18 protein-coding genes are annotated in these 17,466 nt (G+C 40.8%); 4 read left to right on the top strand and 14 right to left on the bottom strand.

The genetic code is table 11. From position 1 onward, the window contains the following. Window positions 1–7 precede the first annotated feature (7 nt). Complete coding sequence (locus BN8908_RS15870; protein WP_021987983.1) at window positions 8–301, bottom strand: DciA family protein; 294 nt, start codon at window positions 299–301, stop codon at window positions 8–10. A gap of 49 nt (window positions 302–350) precedes the next feature. Next, the gene (recF, locus tag BN8908_RS15865; protein ID WP_021987982.1) at window positions 351–1,463 is read right to left on the bottom strand and encodes a DNA replication/repair protein RecF; all 1,113 of its coding nucleotides are present in this window, start codon (window positions 1,461–1,463) and stop codon (window positions 351–353) included. A 280-nt stretch (window positions 1,464–1,743) separates the two neighbouring features. On the opposite strand from recF, the gene BN8908_RS15860 reads away from it, so the two are divergent. The 3 genes from BN8908_RS15860 to BN8908_RS15850 all read left to right on the top strand — a co-directional run bounded on the left by BN8908_RS15860 (window position 1,744) and on the right by BN8908_RS15850 (window position 5,044). Continuing rightward, on the top strand, window positions 1,744–2,430 hold the full coding sequence (locus BN8908_RS15860) for a tetratricopeptide repeat protein (RefSeq protein ID WP_021987981.1): 687 nt from the start codon (window positions 1,744–1,746) through the stop codon (window positions 2,428–2,430). A 79-nt stretch (window positions 2,431–2,509) separates the two neighbouring features. Then, on the top strand, window positions 2,510–4,381 hold the full coding sequence (locus BN8908_RS15855; protein ID WP_148453384.1) for a hypothetical protein: 1,872 nt from the start codon (window positions 2,510–2,512) through the stop codon (window positions 4,379–4,381). 12 nt (window positions 4,382–4,393) lie between these two features. Continuing rightward, entirely contained in the window at window positions 4,394–5,044 is a 651-nt protein-coding gene (locus BN8908_RS15850; RefSeq protein ID WP_021987979.1) for an outer membrane beta-barrel protein, read from the top strand. Window positions 5,045–5,162: 118 nt separating this feature from the next. On the opposite strand, the gene BN8908_RS15845 is transcribed toward BN8908_RS15850, so the two are convergent. Continuing rightward, on the bottom strand, window positions 5,163–6,179 hold the full coding sequence (locus tag BN8908_RS15845; protein WP_021987978.1) for a 2-oxoacid:ferredoxin oxidoreductase subunit beta: 1,017 nt from the start codon (window positions 6,177–6,179) through the stop codon (window positions 5,163–5,165). An 84-nt stretch (window positions 6,180–6,263) separates the two neighbouring features. Further along, window positions 6,264–8,102 carry a 2-oxoacid:acceptor oxidoreductase subunit alpha gene (locus BN8908_RS15840; RefSeq protein WP_068691577.1) on the bottom strand — a complete coding sequence of 613 codons (1,839 nt, stop codon included), beginning with the start codon at window positions 8,100–8,102 and terminating at the stop codon, window positions 6,264–6,266. 399 nt (window positions 8,103–8,501) lie between these two features. Here BN8908_RS15840 and corA point away from each other — a divergent pair, with 399 nt between their 5' ends. Then, on the top strand, window positions 8,502–9,563 hold the full coding sequence (gene corA / locus BN8908_RS15835) for a magnesium/cobalt transporter CorA (protein ID WP_021987976.1): 1,062 nt from the start codon (window positions 8,502–8,504) through the stop codon (window positions 9,561–9,563). A 532-nt stretch (window positions 9,564–10,095) separates the two neighbouring features. Here the strand turns inward: corA and eno are convergent. From eno to secY, 10 genes are all read right to left on the bottom strand, one after another. Further along, a complete protein-coding gene (gene eno / locus BN8908_RS15830) occupies window positions 10,096–11,382 on the bottom strand; it encodes a phosphopyruvate hydratase (RefSeq protein WP_021987975.1) in 1,287 nt (428 codons plus the stop codon). 204 nt (window positions 11,383–11,586) lie between these two features. Then, the gene (rplQ, locus tag BN8908_RS15825; RefSeq protein ID WP_021987974.1) at window positions 11,587–12,114 is read right to left on the bottom strand and encodes a 50S ribosomal protein L17; all 528 of its coding nucleotides are present in this window, start codon (window positions 12,112–12,114) and stop codon (window positions 11,587–11,589) included. A gap of 4 nt (window positions 12,115–12,118) precedes the next feature. Next, complete coding sequence (locus tag BN8908_RS15820) at window positions 12,119–13,111, bottom strand: DNA-directed RNA polymerase subunit alpha (RefSeq protein ID WP_021987973.1); 993 nt, start codon at window positions 13,109–13,111, stop codon at window positions 12,119–12,121. A 14-nt stretch (window positions 13,112–13,125) separates the two neighbouring features. Further along, window positions 13,126–13,734 (bottom strand): 30S ribosomal protein S4, encoded by a 609-nt coding sequence (rpsD, locus tag BN8908_RS15815; protein ID WP_021987972.1) that lies wholly within the window; start codon window positions 13,732–13,734, stop codon window positions 13,126–13,128. Window positions 13,735–13,843: 109 nt separating this feature from the next. After that, window positions 13,844–14,233, bottom strand: coding sequence for a 30S ribosomal protein S11 (gene rpsK, locus BN8908_RS15810; RefSeq protein ID WP_021987971.1), 390 nt, complete (start codon window positions 14,231–14,233; stop codon window positions 13,844–13,846). A gap of 12 nt (window positions 14,234–14,245) precedes the next feature. Next, complete coding sequence (gene rpsM, locus BN8908_RS15805) at window positions 14,246–14,623, bottom strand: 30S ribosomal protein S13 (protein ID WP_068691575.1); 378 nt, start codon at window positions 14,621–14,623, stop codon at window positions 14,246–14,248. A gap of 28 nt (window positions 14,624–14,651) precedes the next feature. After that, complete coding sequence (rpmJ, locus tag BN8908_RS15800) at window positions 14,652–14,768, bottom strand: 50S ribosomal protein L36 (RefSeq protein ID WP_013612500.1); 117 nt, start codon at window positions 14,766–14,768, stop codon at window positions 14,652–14,654. Between the two features lie 97 nt (window positions 14,769–14,865). Next, a complete protein-coding gene (gene infA, locus BN8908_RS15795; RefSeq protein WP_009137817.1) occupies window positions 14,866–15,087 on the bottom strand; it encodes a translation initiation factor IF-1 in 222 nt (73 codons plus the stop codon). A gap of 81 nt (window positions 15,088–15,168) precedes the next feature. Next, the gene (gene map, locus BN8908_RS15790; RefSeq protein WP_021987969.1) at window positions 15,169–15,948 is read right to left on the bottom strand and encodes a type I methionyl aminopeptidase; all 780 of its coding nucleotides are present in this window, start codon (window positions 15,946–15,948) and stop codon (window positions 15,169–15,171) included. A 121-nt stretch (window positions 15,949–16,069) separates the two neighbouring features. Further along, window positions 16,070–17,410 (bottom strand): preprotein translocase subunit SecY, encoded by a 1,341-nt coding sequence (secY, locus tag BN8908_RS15785; RefSeq protein WP_021987968.1) that lies wholly within the window; start codon window positions 17,408–17,410, stop codon window positions 16,070–16,072. Window positions 17,411–17,466: the final 56 nt, after the last annotated feature.

Below are 17,466 nucleotides of genomic sequence, written 5' to 3'. Positions count from 1 at the left end.
TATTCTCTCACTTAATAATCATTTCTTTCACCACGTTTTCGCCTAATCGTGTATTTAATGCTGCGATTACCCCTTCTTTTACCATCATAATTTCATTCCGAACGACAGCAGAAGTAAACGATACAAACAACTTGCCCTCCGTCATATAAATATTTTTTGTCCGGGAGGCAATCATTCCACCGACGACTTCCGGCCAGATTTCCGACACTTCATACTCTTTGAGCTTACTTTCCAAGCCCAATTGCTTCAACACCTGGCCGACCAATTCATCCAATTTTTGCGTTTTTCCCTGACTTATCATAGTCTGTTATCTGGTTTTGCAAATATAACACTAATCTTCCCCGAACCTCTTAGTTATCTGCAAAATTAACAAATATCCCGTCTTCTACCCGGAATAAAGAGTAATCTTTATGCTGGGACATTAACATTTTATCGACATGGCCGCGATTGGTATCTGTAATAAATACCTGTCCGAAAATATCTCCTCCGACAAGATGAATAATCTGCTGCACCCGTCCGGCATCCAGTTTATCAAAAATATCATCCAACAAAAGCAATGGCTTAACCCCACTTATACGATATAACCATACATACTGCGCCAGTTTCAAGGCAATCAAAAATGTCTTTTTCTGCCCCTGCGACCCTATTTTTTTTACATCGTATCCGTCGATTTTCATCGTCAGATCATCGCGATGAATTCCAACCGTCGTATACCCCAATACAGCATCCCGCGCCAGGTTTTCCCGCAATGCCTCACAGACATTCTCCACCTTAACGGAACTATTGTATTCAAGAACTACTTTTTCTTTTCCCGAAGAGATCAACTCGTAATATTGTTGAAAGACGACTTTAAATTCATCCAGGAACTGCCGTCTTTTTTTCAGAATTTCTTCTCCATGATCCGCCAATTGTTCATCCCAGATTTCTATGACGTCTGCCTCCGGAATTTTGCCTGCCGTGTTTTTCAGAAGCATATTCCGTTGCATCAATGCTTTATTATAACGGATCAGCCGGTACATATAATCCCGGTCACATTGACTGATGATCCCGTCAATTAACCGCCGTCTTCCTTCGCTGCCCCCTTCAATCAAAGCAACATCTTCCGGAGAAATCATCACCAAAGGCAACAACCCGATATGTTCCGATAACTTGTCATATATCTTCTGATTTTTTCTGAACACCTTCTTTTGTCCCCGCTTTACCCCACAATAAATATCAATATCCTCACCTTCCTGACGTTCGTATTTGCCCTGTAAAACAAAAAAAGGCTCCCCGTGCCGGATATTCTGGGAATCCGATACATTAAAAAAGCTTTTGCACATAGACAACTGGTAGATAGCATCCAACACATTGGTCTTACCGACACCATTGTTACCTATGAAACAATTGAAACCGGAACAGAAAGCCAAAGTAGCTTCTCCGATATTTTTAAAATTGACGATATTTAATTCTTTTAAGGTCATAGACCTCCTGCTTCTATTTGATATTCAAAAAGCTACAATCATATTCTCAGGAATCAACGAAAAGAAAAAACACTTTTGAAATCCCCTTCCGCTGCAAAGATATAAAAAACACACGGCTAACATCCTGTATATATAAGAAGAAAAACAAAAATAAATTCAATTTTTCATTTTCTGTTTTGAATTAAAAAACTACTTTTGCACGTTATAAATAAGTTAATCAAATCTGAAGGATTGCGAATTTTGCTAGATTCCGAATCCCATAACGGTAAATAGAATAATCATGTCAAAACAGAAGAAACACGAAGACAAGTTCGAGAACATTGAAGAGGCGTTAACCCGAGGAGAGCAATTTATCGAATCAAACCAAAAAGTACTGATTAATGCAGTCGTGGTGATACTCGTCCTCATAGCAGCTTTTTTAGGGTATAATAAATTTATCAAACATCCTCGTATAGAAGATGCTTCGAAACAAATATTCGGAGCTCAAAATTATTTCGAGAAAGATTCTTTCAACCTGGCTTTAAACGGGGACGGCAATGTAATTGGCTTTCTGGAAATTGCAGACAATTACGGCTCTACTCCTGCCGGTAATTTAGCCAAATATTATGCAGGTCTTTCCTATTTATATACCGGAGACTACAACAATGCCATCAAATATCTGGAGAAATTTTCTTCCGATGACTTGTTATTATCCAATATGGCCATTGCCAATATCGGAGATGCATACATGCAACTCGGTAATTATAAAAAAGCGGCAGAATACTATAAAAAAGCGACAGCTTCCAAAGTCAATGATTTTTCAACACCGATTTTCCTGATGAAAAATGCATTGGCATACGAAAAAGCGGAAGACTACGCTTCTGCTCTGAAAATTTACGAGCAGATAGAAAAAGAGTTTCCCAATGCACCGGAATCCCGGGATATTGAAAAATACATTACAAAAGCGCAAATGAATCTTAAAAAATAAGACATCACCTAAAAAAAAGCCCCGTTTGGGGCTTTTTTTTTGGCTTATATGTTAGCTTTGTGCAAAATATGTGTCAAACATGAAAAGATATTTCTCTGTGTTATTGATGTTGCTCTGCGCACATCTTCTTTCTGCCCAGTCCCTCGTTATTAACGGTTACATTGTCATCGACGATGACAGTTCCGAAGGAGCCCGCATTACCATACATAAAAACAACGAGAAACTCGAGGAAAAAAATATTTCCAAAAAAGGCAAGTTCGACCTTAAATTCGGTTGGGACGCCGATTATAAACTATCTTTTGAAAAACCGGGATATATCACGAAAATTGTCAGCATCAACACGGATGTTCCACCCGAAATCGTAGAAACCAACCCGAATTTTCCACCTGTAAAACTAATCATCAATCTATTGCCTCAGGTAGAAGGAGTCGATCTGAGTATCTTTGAACAACCGATCGCTATATTATCCTACAATCACGAATTGGACGATTTCATCTTTGACAAGGAATATTCTTCCAAGATAAAGGATAAAATTGCACAGACAGAACAAAAGGTGCGGACAGAACTTGCCCAACGCGGAGCGGCTGCCCGGGAAAAGGAACGTCTGTTTGCCGAGTGGTGTAACAAAGGTCAGGCACATTTCGCCGCCCAAAAATGGCAGGATGCAATCGAGGCCTGGAGCGAAGCACTGAAAATAAAAACAGATGCGCAGGAAATAAAGGAAAAAATCGAGATCGCCCGAAAAGAAAGCGAATTGGAAGCCGCCCGAAAAGCCGTCGAAGCACAAAACGAACGCAATTACCAATTGTTAATCAGTAGTGCGGACAGCCTGTTCCGACTACAAAACTACAACCCGGCCCGGGAAAAATATGTAGCCGCCCGCACAATCAAGAGTGCAGAATCTTATCCGATCCGGCAAATCGAAGAAATCGACAAATTATTGACCCAACTGGCCCAGGCGGAAAAAGCCGCTGCCGAACAAAAAGCATTACAGGAAAAATACAAAGGACTTATTGCAACAGCGGACCTGTCTATGCAACAAAAAAATTATGACGAGGCCGAATTAAAATACAAGGAAGCCCTGGCCTTGAATTTTGAAAAAGAATACCCGGAGAATCAATTAAAAAGTATAGCGGAAATACGGAAACAAGAGGCAGAGCAACAACGAATCGAAACAGAACTCAACAACAAATACGGCAAAATCATCGCCGAGGCCGACAATCATTTTGCCAGTAAGACATATGACAAAGCACTGGAAGGATACCGGCAAGCCGGTCTGATAAAGCCGGCGGAAGCCTACCCCAAAGAAATGATTACCAAGACAGAAAATGCTATCGCATTACAAGAGCAGCAAATAGCTGCAGAAGCCGAGAAACGTCGTCAGGAAGAGCAAAGGAAAGCCGCATTAATGGACAAATACAATAAAATTATTACTGACGCAGACGCAGCATTTAAAAGCGAAAACTATGCCATTGCACGTACGAGATATACAGAAGCGGTACAGCTCAATACCGGCTTAAGCTACCCGCAGGACCAGATAAAAGCGATCGACGGTATTGTCAATTCGACAAAATACCAGCAGAAGCTGACAGAATACAAGAAAAATAAAGAAATGGCGGAAAAAGCTGCTGCCGCCAAAAATTATGCTTCCGCTAAATTTTATTATCAAAAAGCCAAAGATATTTTGCCTATCGACAAAGACGATATTGAAAAACACATCGCCGAAATTGATCAGCTTATTGAAGCCGAACGTCTGGCTACGATCGAAAAAGAATACAAAAAGCAGATCGAAAAGGCTGATCAGGCATATAAAGACAAGTCGTATGCCATCGCCAAATTTTATTACCAAAAAGCTTTAGAGGTAAAAGAAAACGATCAATATGCCAAAGAACGCCTGGCAGAAGTGGAGAAAAACATCGGAGAAAGAACTGAAAAGACATTAGAACTATAAAAAGAAATAAACATGAAAACAATATACTGTTTATTCATTTTTGTATTGATTTCAATTCTCAGTGAAGCCCAATATTATCGTCGTGACGGTGGCTTCCGCCTGGGAGTAAATGCCCAGTATACCTACCCGCTTGGGGATTTCAGCGACGTAGCGAAAAACGGGTTCGGAGGCAATATATCCGGGAAATATCTCATCAACGATGTGATCGGTATCGGTTTTGAAACAGGCTACCACGCTTTCAAGCAAAGCGATAAAATGGATGTCCAATCAGCCAATCAAACGCACGAGACAAAATACAGGCTGATTCCGGTATTGGTGGAGGGGACTTTTTATATTCCGACCTGGGACCGTACGCTATTACCTTATTTAGGCGTACATTTCGGTGCATACATTACCAATATCAACATAAAGCAAAGCGATATTTACAGCCCTGAAAACAATGCAAAAGAAAACTTGTGGCGTTTTTCTCCGGGAGTCGGTGCACATATCGGCCTTTTAATCGAACTTTCCGAATACGTTGATCTGGATATAAAGATCCGGGGAGATTATGTACCGAAGATCAAAGAGGATTACGACCGGGACGAGTTAGGTAATAAAGGATATATCGGATTTAACAAAATGCTGAATATCGGAGGAAACATCGGATTACTGTATAAATTCTAAAAACGGTCCCTGCTTCCTACCGGTACATCTCCGGTAAAATGAATTAAACGTCAAAATAAAAAAGTGCAAATGTTTCGACATTTGCACTTTTTCATAGTATAATCTTCAGTCACATTTGTTATTTCACTTCCCAGGTATCTCCGCTATTTAACAAATCATCCATGCAACGGATTTTAGAAATCTTTTTCACCTCTTCGATTTGTTGATCAAGGGCTTCATCATAAGTATGAGCCTCTACATCGCGGATAACTCCAAGAGCTACGGGAAATTCGGGAGCCTTCATATTCACCAGCATCCAGTGTAAGAACGGATTCGGATTATGGGCATCATGTACCAATATATCCTTTTCAGTTATACCGTCTTTACCGATCTCAACCACCTTCAATTCTCCGCTTTTAGCCAGCACTAAACCTTTGTCTTTATTTTTACCGAAAATCATCGGCTCACCATGACGCAGGACAATCTGACGATCTTCTCTCAGCTCCTTATCGGTTATTGCACTATGGGCTCCGTCGGCAAAGATGACACAATTTTGCAATACTTCCACAACAGATGTTCCACGGTGTTTTACAGCTTCATCCAATATTTGCGTTGTCAGATTAACACTCGTATCTATCGACCGGGCAAAGAATTTCCCCTGTGCACCGATGCAAAGTTCTCCCGGATTAAAAGGATGTTCTATCGTTCCGTAAGGAGAGGTTTTTGTTTTTGTCCCCAGTTTTGTGGTAGGAGAATACTGACCTTTTGTCAAACCGTAAATTTCATTATTAAACAAAAGGATTGTAATATCTACGTTTCTCCGGATAGCATGGATAAAATGGTTTCCCCCGATAGCCAAAGCATCACCGTCACCCGATATTTGTAAAATATTCAGTTTCCGGTTCGCATTTTTAGCACCGCAGGCAATAGCCGCCGCACGTCCGTGAATCGTATGAAAACCGTAAGTGTTCATATAATACGGGAAACGGGAAGAACAACCGATACCAGATATTACAGCCCATGACTCCTTCGGATAGCCGAGTTCTGCCATCGCTTTTTGCACGGAATTTATGATACCGTGATCACCGCAACCGGGACACCATCTTATTTCCTGGTCACTTTTAAAATCTTTGGGAGTATATTTTAATTCGTCCATTTCAATCTTTGATTTTTAATTTTTGATGCCAAGCTTGGAATGCATGCAATCAATAATCGTAAATTTTTAATCTATTAGCTTTTCTCAAATTAATTTACTGATCTGCTCTTTCAGTTCTACCACCGTAAAAGGCAAACCCGCCACTTTATTGACTTGCAAATAATTGAACTGCGGGAATTTACTTCTCAAATATTTAGCGAACTGTCCGAGATTCAATTCACATACCACGATTTTCTTATAACGGGAAAATACATCGGCTGTATTTTTAGGCAACGGATTGATATAATTGAAATGAGCCAGACTGACATCTTTACCTTCAGCACGCATTTCCTTAACAGCCGAATACAAGTGACCGTAAGTACCGCCCCATCCTACTACCAACAGTTCGCCGCCCTCTGCATTTCCGTATACTTCCTGATTCGGAATATCATTGGCAATACGTTCTACCTTCTCTTCTCTCAAATCCGTCATGACCTGATGGTTCTCCGGAACATAACTGATCGTACCGGTAATATTCATTTTTTCCAAACCACCGATCCGATGCTCCAGTCCTTTCGTTCCGGGCAATGCCCAGGTTCTGGCCAATGTCTCCGGATCACGGGCATACGGCTTATAATCATCTCCTTCTTTCGCCAAACGTAATTTTATTTCCGGTAATTCAGACATCGAAGGTATCAACCAGGGTTGAGCTCCGTTTGCCAGAAATCCGTCTGTCAGCAATACAACCGGCGTCATGTGTTCCAAAGCTATTTTACCGGCGATAAAAGCATAGTCAAAACAATTGGCAGAAGTACTGGCTGCAATCACGGGCATCGGAGACTCTCCGTTGCGTCCGTATAAAGCCTGTAACAAGTCAGATTGCTCCGTTTTCGTAGGCAATCCGGTTGAAGGACCTCCGCGTTGAACGTCTACTATAACCAAAGGTAGCTCTGCCATGACAGCCAGACCACAAGCTTCGGATTTCAATGCCAGACCGGGACCGGAGGTTGTTGTACAAGCGAAATTACCGGCATAGCTGGCACCGATTGCCGTACAGATTCCTCCAATTTCATCTTCTGCCTGGTAAGTTTTCGCTCCCAGATCCCGACGTAAAGCCAGTTCATGTAATATATCCGTAGCCGGGGTAATCGGATAAGAACCGCAGAACAGAGGCAAACCTGCTTTTTCAGCAGCAGCCAGCAATCCCCAAGCCGTAGCTTTATTCCCCGTAATCGTCCGGTATTTCCCTTTTTCAATAGTAGCCGGAGCCACTTTAAAATGAGTTGCCAAAGCATGCACATTCGCTGCGTAATTATAACCGGCTCTCAACACAAGTTTATTAGCAGAAGCAATCGCAGGCTTTTTACCGAATTTAATATCAAAAAATGCTTCGGTATGTTCAACAGATTCCTCAAACATCCAATAAATCATTCCCAAGGCAAACATATTTTTACACCGGAGAATAGACTTTTGATCCAACCCCGTCTCCTTCAAAGCCTCAACCGTAAGCTCACTTACTTTCACCGGTATCAGGTTAAAGTCCGCCAACGAACCGTCTTCCAATGGATTAGACGTATATCCGGCTCTTTCAATATGCTTTTCTGTAAAAGCATCGATATCCAGAATAATGGTAGCTGCTTTTTTCACCCACCGTAAATTAGCTTTCAAAGCAGCCGGATTCATGGCAACAAGCACATCGGCGTAATCTCCCGGCGTAGTAATATGCTCTTCCCCGATGTGTACCTGAAAACCGGAGACACCCCCGACAGTACCTTGCGGCGCTCTGATTTCCGCCGGATAGTCCGGAAACGTTGCCACATCATTTCCAAATAAAGCAGCCGTATCCGAAAATTGCTGCCCTGTTAATTGCATCCCATCTCCCGAGTCTCCGGAAAAACGGATGACAACATCGTGTTTCTCGATAACTTTTGTCTCTTGACTCATGATTGAAAAGTAAGTTTGATATTTTAAATAATTTTAATGCTTTGATAGCTTATTTTATGTTGTAAAACATGGTAAAGGTAGCGAATCGTAAATACTAAACAAGTTTAACATGAACTATTTTTCCGCACGGATATCACATTGACTATCAACACAAAAACAGGTGAAAAATCTCATTTACGAGGGGTATAAAATGGACCGGTTCTAAAGAAGGTAAAGAAAAAACGACTTTTTTTCAGTATTTTCCGCTTACGTTTGCGTAATTATCAGCAAAAAAGGAATTTTAGTTACAATCTATAACCTGAAATCTTTTCGATTTTTTGAATCGAAATAATATTATTTACGATATACAATTTAAAATGGAGTCATTATCTTTAAACAATTCTAATAAAATACATACTCATGGCCCGCTTCCTAAAAAACAAACAAAAATCGAAAGGTACAGCCCCCGGTTCTCTGATCTTTATCGGACGGCAAAAAATGGAGGACATAAAAATCAGGGTAGTACAATACAATAAAGATGAATTAAAAATCCTGCATCCGGATTTTTTTTCAGATATAAAGTCTTACCTGTCTGATGACCATATAACCTGGATATCGCTTTATGGGCTGCATAATACGGAATATATCAAAAACATGGGAGAAATTTTCCAGATTCCACCTCTTATTCTGGAAGATATATTAAACACAGACGAACGCCCTAAATTCGATGAAGACAATCAACATATTTTTATCATATTAAAATCACTGTTTTTTCATTCTGACCTCAATAAAGCCCAAATCGATCAGGTTTCCATCATTGTAGGAACAAATTACGTGATTACAATTCAGGAAACGGATTCTCCTTATTTTGCAGATATCGACAAACGCCTGGAGTCAGGAACATCCAAAATCCGTTCTTACACACCCGACTACTTATGTTATGCATTACTTGATACTCTTGTAGACAGCTATATTCTGAATATAGAGAAATTAGGTACACACATCGAAGCCCAGGAAAAAGACCTGCTGACCTCCAATAAACAACTTATTGAAAACATCTACCATTACAAGACCGAACTTTCGTTTATCCGAAAAAACGTGAGGCCGGTCAAAGAAGTCATCACTCGTTTTATAACATCCGAATCCGATCTAATAAATAGCCACACATTCAACTATCTAAAAGATTTGGAAAATCTTATCACTCAGGCGCTCGAAGCCATCGAAATTTACTATGCAATGGTCAACGACCAACACAATATTTACAATACAAACACCAGTAATAGTGTAAACGATGTTATGAAAGTTCTGACGATATTTTCGGCTATATTCATTCCTTTGACTTTTATCGTCGGCGTATATGGGATGAACTTCAACTATATTCCGGAACTACAACATCATTCAGCCTACTTCATCCTATGGGGTGTCATGATTATAATTGCCATTTTTATGCTATTGTTTTTTAAGAAAAAAAAATGGTTATAAAAAGGGCAGGAAGCAGCAGGTGTGATTGTGTGTGTTATTAGGAAAGAATGCCACTCCCAAGCCCTTTTACGATCAATGACTATATCCTGAAAGTACGGTTATATTCCAACCTTTACTTTCTTTAACAGGAAACCGACGTTTTCTCCGTAATTGACAGAATAGCAATTCTCCTACCTGCGATTAACAAAAAACGTGGACCTGCTGTTTCATTTATAGTGGGGCTCCGCCAGGTGCCTAAACACAAATGAGTACAACACAGTCCACGCACAATGCGAAACTGTATTTATTCCTGTGTTTATTGAAATCTGGCGGATTTCACTATCAGAATAAATGCAAATATCTATTATATGGGACGTTTATAATTCCAAGTCATCCCTTGATTGCAAAGGTAAATTAAAAAGTGAAAAGGACGATCAAGAAGCCGGTATTTTTAAAAATAAAAAACAAATCACAAAAAAAGCTTGCCGGAACAGACTCTTTACTATTCCAAACAAGCCTTTTTATGATCCGGCTGAAAAAGTCAGCCGGTCATTTATCTTGAAAATTTTCTTCCGTGGAATACGGCATTTTTTCCTAACTGCTCTTCAATCCGAAGCAACTGATTGTATTTAGCCATACGATCCGAACGGCTCAGAGAACCCGTCTTGATCTGACCTGAATTCGTCGCGACAGCTATATCTGCAATCGTAGCATCTTCAGTTTCTCCCGAACGATGGGATGTTACAGTAGTATAACCAGCACGGTGAGCCATTTCAATAGCGTCCAGGGTCTCTGTCAATGTTCCGATTTGGTTGACTTTGATCAGGATGGAATTAGCACATCCCAATTCAATACCTTTCTGCAAATACTCGACATTCGTTACGAACAAATCATCTCCTACCAACTGGCAACGGTCTCCGATCTTTGCCGTCAACATCTCCCAACCGTCCCAGTCATTCTCAGACATGCCGTCCTCTATCGAATCAATCGGATATTTAGAAATCAATTCTTCCAGATAAAGTACCTGTTCGGCCGAAGTACGTTTTGCTCCTTGCGGCCCCTCAAATTTCGTATAATCATACAGGCCTTCTTTATAAAACTCCGAAGCAGCACAGTCCAACCCGATCATCACATCCTTTCCGGGTTTATAGCCGGCCTTCTCTATAGCCTTTACAATCGAATCCAAAGCATCTTCGGTTCCGGCGAGAGAAGGGGCGAATCCGCCTTCATCCCCGACCGCCGTACTCAAACCGCGGTCATGCAATACTTTCTTTAAAGTATGGAATATTTCTGCCCCCATCCGTAAAGCTTCTTTAAAACAACAAGCTCCTACCGGACGGATCATAAATTCCTGAAAAGCAATCGGAGCATCCGAATGCGAACCTCCATTGATAATATTCATCATCGGCACAGGCAAAACTTTGGCATTACAGCCTCCGATATACCGATACAAAGGAATCTCCAGGTAATTTGCTGCAGCTTTTGCACAAGCCAGAGATACCCCTAACATAGCATTAGCTCCCAAATTACACTTTGTCTTCGTACCGTCCAATTCGATCAAAAGCCGGTCTATTGCGACCTGATCCATTACATCCATCCCCAACAAGGCATCCGAAATAACGGTATTGATATTTTCAACGGCTTTTAAAACTCCTTTTCCCATATACCGGGACTTATCCCCATCCCTCAATTCCAAAGCTTCATTTTCACCGGTAGAAGCACCCGAAGGTACTGCAGCCCGTCCCATTACCCCGGATTCTAAAACAACGTCTACCTCAACGGTTGGGTTTCCCCGGGAATCCAATATTTCTCTCCCGATAATTTCAACAATATGTGTCATAATTTTCTGATTTTTTTTATTAAACGTAGAATTTCAGGGACAAGTTACGACAAAACAATCAAAAAACGAAAAGCAAAAGGGGACAAATTAAGCCGTATCTATAAATAGAATCAATTAATAGAAGATATCTATAATTATTCGGATAAAAATAAAAAAACCGTCTTGCCGGTTGGCAAGACGGTTTCTACATTATCACGGGTAAGCTTATTCTGCTTTCGGAGCCTCTTCTACTGCAGGAGCAGCAGCTTCTTCGGCCTTCGGAGCTTCTTCAACCACCGGTTTCTCAGCAGTTTCAGCAGCTTTCTTGGCACCGGAAGAACGACGACGACGTGTAGCAGTCTTCTTCACTTCCTGTTTAACTTCAGTGTATGTGGCATTGAAATCCACTAATTCAATGATACAGGTCTCTGCATTATCACCGAGGCGATTACCGGTTCTCAGAACACGGGTATATCCGCCGGGACGATTTACAATTTTCGGAGCTACTTCTTTGAATAATTCAGTAACAGCTTCTTTCTGACCGAGGTAGCTGAAAACTACACGGCGAGAATGCATATTATCGTTCTTACTCTTGGTAATCAGAGGTTCTACATAGATTTTCAACGCTTTCGCCTTAGCAACAGTCGTAGAAATTCTTTTATGCAGAATCAGAGAAGCAGCCATGTTAGAAAGTAATGCTTTTCTATGAGCACTCGTTCTATTGAGATGATTAAATTTCTTACAATGTCTCATTTTCTTATTCCTTGTCTAATTTATACTTAGATACATCCATACCGAACTCAAGGTTATTGTTTTCGAGCAAGGCTTCCAACTCGGTCAGAGACTTCTTACCGAAATTACGGAATTTCAACAAATCATTCTTGTTGAATTTTACCAATTCACCCAAAGTTTCAACCTCGGCAGCTTTCAGGCAATTCAATGCACGTACGGAAAGATCCATATCCACAAGCTTGGTTTTCAGAAGTTGGCGCATATGCAAAACTTCTTCGTCAAACTCTTCATTTCCATATTTATCTTCAGTTTCCAAGGTAATCTTTTCATCTGAGAACAACATGAAATGGTGAATCAGGATTTTCGCTGCTTCCTTCAAAGCATCGGTCGGATTAATAGAACCATCCGTTTCAATTTCCAGCAAAAGCCGTTCATAGTCGGTTTTACCTTCAACACGATAGTTCTCTATCTCATATTTCACATTTCTGATCGGGGTGTAAATTGCATCAATCGGAATAAATCCGGCTTCGGCATCTATCGGCATATTTTCTGTACTGGGCACATAACCGCGTCCTTTCTGGATTGTAATTTCCATTTGGAAATTAACGTTCGTATCCATGTTACAGATCACCAAGTCCGTATTTAAAACTTCGAAACCTGTCAGAAAACGGTTGATATCGCCTGCAGTAAAAGTTTCCTGCCCAGAAACAAGAACAGTCAGCTTCTCATCCTCCACATCCTCTACTTTTCTCTTAAACCGAACTTGCTTCAAATTCAGGATAATCTCGGTTACATCCTCGATCACTCCCGGGATGGTAGCAAACTCATGTTCAACGCCATGAATTTTAATACCGGTAATCGCAAACCCTTCCAACGAAGAGAGCAGAATTCTGCGTAGCGGATTACCTATTGTGATCCCATAACCAGGCTCCAGCGGACGAAATTCGAATTTTCCGAATTTGTCTGTAGACTCGAGCATGATTACTTTGTCCGGTTTCTGGAAAGCTAATATTGCCATAAATATTTTATTTATTACTTAGAATACAATTCTACGATTAACTGTTCTTTGATATTTTCCGGAATATCGCTTCTTTCCGGAACATTGAGTAATTTGCCGCTCATGGAAACGGCATCCCATTCCAACCATGAGAATTTGGTAACGCGGTTACTTCTCAAAGAGTCAGCAATCACTTCCAAAGCTTTGGATTTTTCCCGAACAGCTACAATATCACCCGGTTTAACAGAAGCAGAAGGAATATTACATACCTTTCCGTTCACTGTAATGTGACGGTGAGACACTAACTGACGGGCAGCAGCACGTGTCGGTGCAATACCTAACCGATATACCGTATTGTCCAGACGGCATTCGAGCAATTGAAGTAATACTTCACCGGTAATACCTCCACTACGTTCTGCTTTTTCAAATAAATTACGGAATTGTTTTTCCAATAAACCGTAAGTATATTTTGCTTTTTGTTTTTCTTTTAACTGAACACCGTATTCAGAAATTTTCTTCCGGCGGCGAGCTAAACCATGTTGCCCTGACGGATAGTTTCTCCGCTCCAGAGCCTTATCCGGGCCGTAAATCGGTTCTCCGAATTTTCTTGCTATTTTAGACTTAGGTCCTGTATATCTAGCCATTTCAATTTTAAATTTTAGATTTTAGATTTCAGATTGCAAACTACTTGCTATAAGTCGCAAGAATTAAAGATTTACAATTTAAAATTTAAAATACATTACACGTTATGTTTTACACTCTACGTTTTTTCGGAGGACGACATCCGTTATGCGGCAGTGGCGTAACGTCAACAATTTCCGATACTTCAATACCACTTGCGTGGATAGCACGAATAGCTGATTCCCGGCCATTACCCGGTCCTTTAACATATACTTTTGCCTTTCTCATTCCGAGATCGAATGCCACTTTTGCACAATCGGTAGCTGCCATTTGTGCGGCATACGGGGTGTTTTTCTTCGAACCTTTAAAACCCATTTTTCCAGCTGAAGACCAAGAAATCACCTGTCCTGTTTGGTTCGTGATGGAAATAATGATGTTATTAAAAGACGAATGAACGTGCGCTTGTCCAACGGCTTCTACTTTAACTAACCGTTTTCTGTTTGATGTAGACTTCTTTGCCATAATTCAATTCAATTATTTAGTCGCCTTTTTCTTGTTAGCAACAGTTTTCTTCTTACCCTTACGTGTACGGGCATTGTTCTTTGTACTCTGTCCTCTTACGGGCAGTCCGATACGATGACGGATTCCACGGTAGCAACCGATATCCATCAGTCGTTTGATGTTCATCTGAACGCTTGATCTCAACTCTCCTTCAACTTTGTACTCTGCATTAATCACTTTTCGTACAGCTGCGAGCTGATCGTCGTTCCAGTCTTTCACCTTAGTGTCAAAATCGATGCCGGCCTTACTCAGAATGGTCCGGGCACTACTTCTACCTATACCGAAAATATAGGTCAAGGCTATTTCACCTCTTTTGTTTGAGGGTAAATCTACACCTACGATTCTTGCCATAAATCTTTTAAAATTTTAGATTAATGAATCAACCCTGACGCATTTTAAACTTAGGGTTCTTTTTGTTAATGACGTACAAAACGCCTTTTCTTCTTACAATCTTGCAATCGTCATTACGTTTCTTAATGGACGCTCTTACCTTCATGGTTTTTCAATTTATTTTAGATTTCAGATTTTAAATCATCAGACACTTTCCCTGTCACAGGTGAAGGATCTACAATTTAAAATTTACAATTAAATCCTTAGTTTTTATATCTAAACGTGATCCTTCCTTTTGTCAGGTCGTACGGAGACATATCCACCCGAACCCGATCCCCGGGGAGTATCTTTATATAATGCATCCGCATTTTTCCGGATATATGAGCGGTAATAATATGCCCATTTTCTAGTTCAACACGAAACATTGCATTCGACAATGCTTCCGTTATTACTCCATCCTGCTCTATTGACGGCTGTTTTGCCATACTTTATTTTAATTTTAGATTTCAGATTTTAAATTGCTTTTCTCATCGGATGAGAAGAATTTACAATCTAAAATCTACAGTTTACAATCTGCTTAGTTCTTTCTCTACAAACTCAAACGAGGATAAGATATCTGCCCCGTGTTTCCCCACTGCTACTGTATGCTCGAAATGAGCAGACGGCATCCGGTCGCGGGTACGGACGGTCCAACCGTCGGAATCCTGAAAAACATAACGTTTTCCCAAATTAATCATCGGCTCTATAGCGATAACCATCCCCTCTGCCAACTTCACCCCCTGGCCTCTTCTTCCATAATTGGGCACCTGAGGTTCTTCGTGCATATCCCGTCCGACGCCATGCCCTACCAACTCCCGCACCACAGAGTAGCCGTTTTCTTCACAATAACTTTGAACGGCATAACCGATATCTCCGATACGCAGGCCGGCAACAGCCTTTTCAATTCCCTTATACAAAGCTTCCTTGGTAACCCGTAAAAGTTTGCGTACTTCTTCTTTCACTTCTCCTACTTCAAAGGTATAAGCACTATCTCCGTAGTATCCGTTCATCAAAGTTCCACAATCTATCGATACGACATCTCCCTCTTTTAAGAAACAATCTGCAGCCGGAATTCCATGAACGACCGCGTCGTTTACAGAAATACAAAGCGTATTCGGGAAACCACCGTATCCTAGAAAACCAGGGACAGCTCCATGATCCCGGATAAACTCCTCTGCAATACGGTCGAGTTCTAACGTTGAAATCCCCGGACGAATATGCTTAGCCATCTCGCCCAGAGTCTTTCCTACCAAAAGATTGCTTTCCCGAAGCAGCTCAATTTCTTCTGCGTTTTTCAAAAAAATCATGCCGCAAAATTACAAAAAAAATACCAACCCACAAATCCTCTGTTTAATTTGTAAATTTGAAAATTTGAAGACTTGAAAGGATAGTCCAAATCTTCAAATTTCCGAATCTTCAAATATTTTATCAGTAAGCAGCAGGACCTCCTGGTGTCTTACCTTTTATCCGTCCGGTCTTCATCAATCCGTCATAATGACGCATCAACAAATGCGATTCGATCTGTTGCAAAGTATCCAATACGACACCTACCAGAATCAACAGGGAAGTACCGCCATAGAATTGAGCGAATTGATTATTAATTCCTGCGATTACAGCAAATGCGGGCAAAATAGCCACAATGCCCAGGAAGATAGATCCCGGTAATGTAATCCGGGACATAATCGTATCCAGGAATTCCATCGTTTTACGACCCGGTTTTACTCCCGGAATGAAACCACCGTTTTTCTTCATATCCTCGGACATTTGCATCGGATTAACAGTGATAGCCGTATAGAAATAGGTAAATGCAACAATCAAAACAAAGAACGTAAAATTATACCAGAATCCGGTAAAGTTAGAAAATGCAGCAGCAAACCCAGACATAGAATCAGCGGCAGCATAGTTCACAAAGGAAATCGGCAACAACATAATCGCCTGGGCGAAAATGATGGGCATTACACCGGCAGCATTGATCTTCAACGGAATATACTGACGTACACCTCCGTATTGCTTGTTTCCGACAACACGTTTTGCATACTGTACAGGTACTTTACGTGTACCTTGTACCAACATGATCGTACCGCAGAATACCAGGAACAAAACGACCAACTCCACCAATAAAGCGACCATACCACCCCCCTGCTGTGTTACTCTGGAAGAACCTTCAGCAACAAATGCAAAAGGCAAGCGGGCAATAATACCGATCATAATGATGATAGAAACACCGTTTCCAATACCTTTATCTGTAATCTTTTCACCCAGCCACAAAACAAACATTGAGCCGGCAGCCAGGATAAGAACAGAAGAAATTGTAAAGAAAGCCCCTTTCATCACAAATGCCCATTCCGGAATTTGTGCATGTAAGTTGGTAAGATACGCTGAACCTTGTAATACAAGAATAATCAAAGTCAGATAACGAGTAATTTGATTGATTTTACGCCGTCCGCTCTCCCCTTCACGTTGCATTCGTTGAAAATAAGGTACTGCAATACCCAACAACTGAACAACAATAGAAGCAGAGATATAAGGCATAATACCCAATGCAAATACAGAAGCATTCGAAAACGCTCCTCCGGAAAACATATCCAACAAGCCGAGCACCCCGGTTGATGTCTGTGCTTTTAAGGCAGCAAGTCCGGCCGGATCGATACCCGGCAATACAACTTCTGTACCCAATCTATATACAGCGATCAGTCCCAAAGTCATGAGAATCCGGGTTCTCAGTTCTTCAATTTTCCAAATGTTCTTTAATGTATCAAATAACTTCATAAGTTCTTTCTTATTAATAGTTCATAAAGTTTATAAAGTTTGTAAAGTTTATAAAG

It is taken from the genome of Culturomica massiliensis (assembly GCF_900091655.1).
Classification (GTDB): Bacteria; Bacteroidota; Bacteroidia; order Bacteroidales; family Marinifilaceae; genus Culturomica; species Culturomica massiliensis.
The sequence above is the reverse complement of the archived record's forward strand: the minus strand, read 5'-3'. Positions and strand labels throughout refer to the sequence as shown.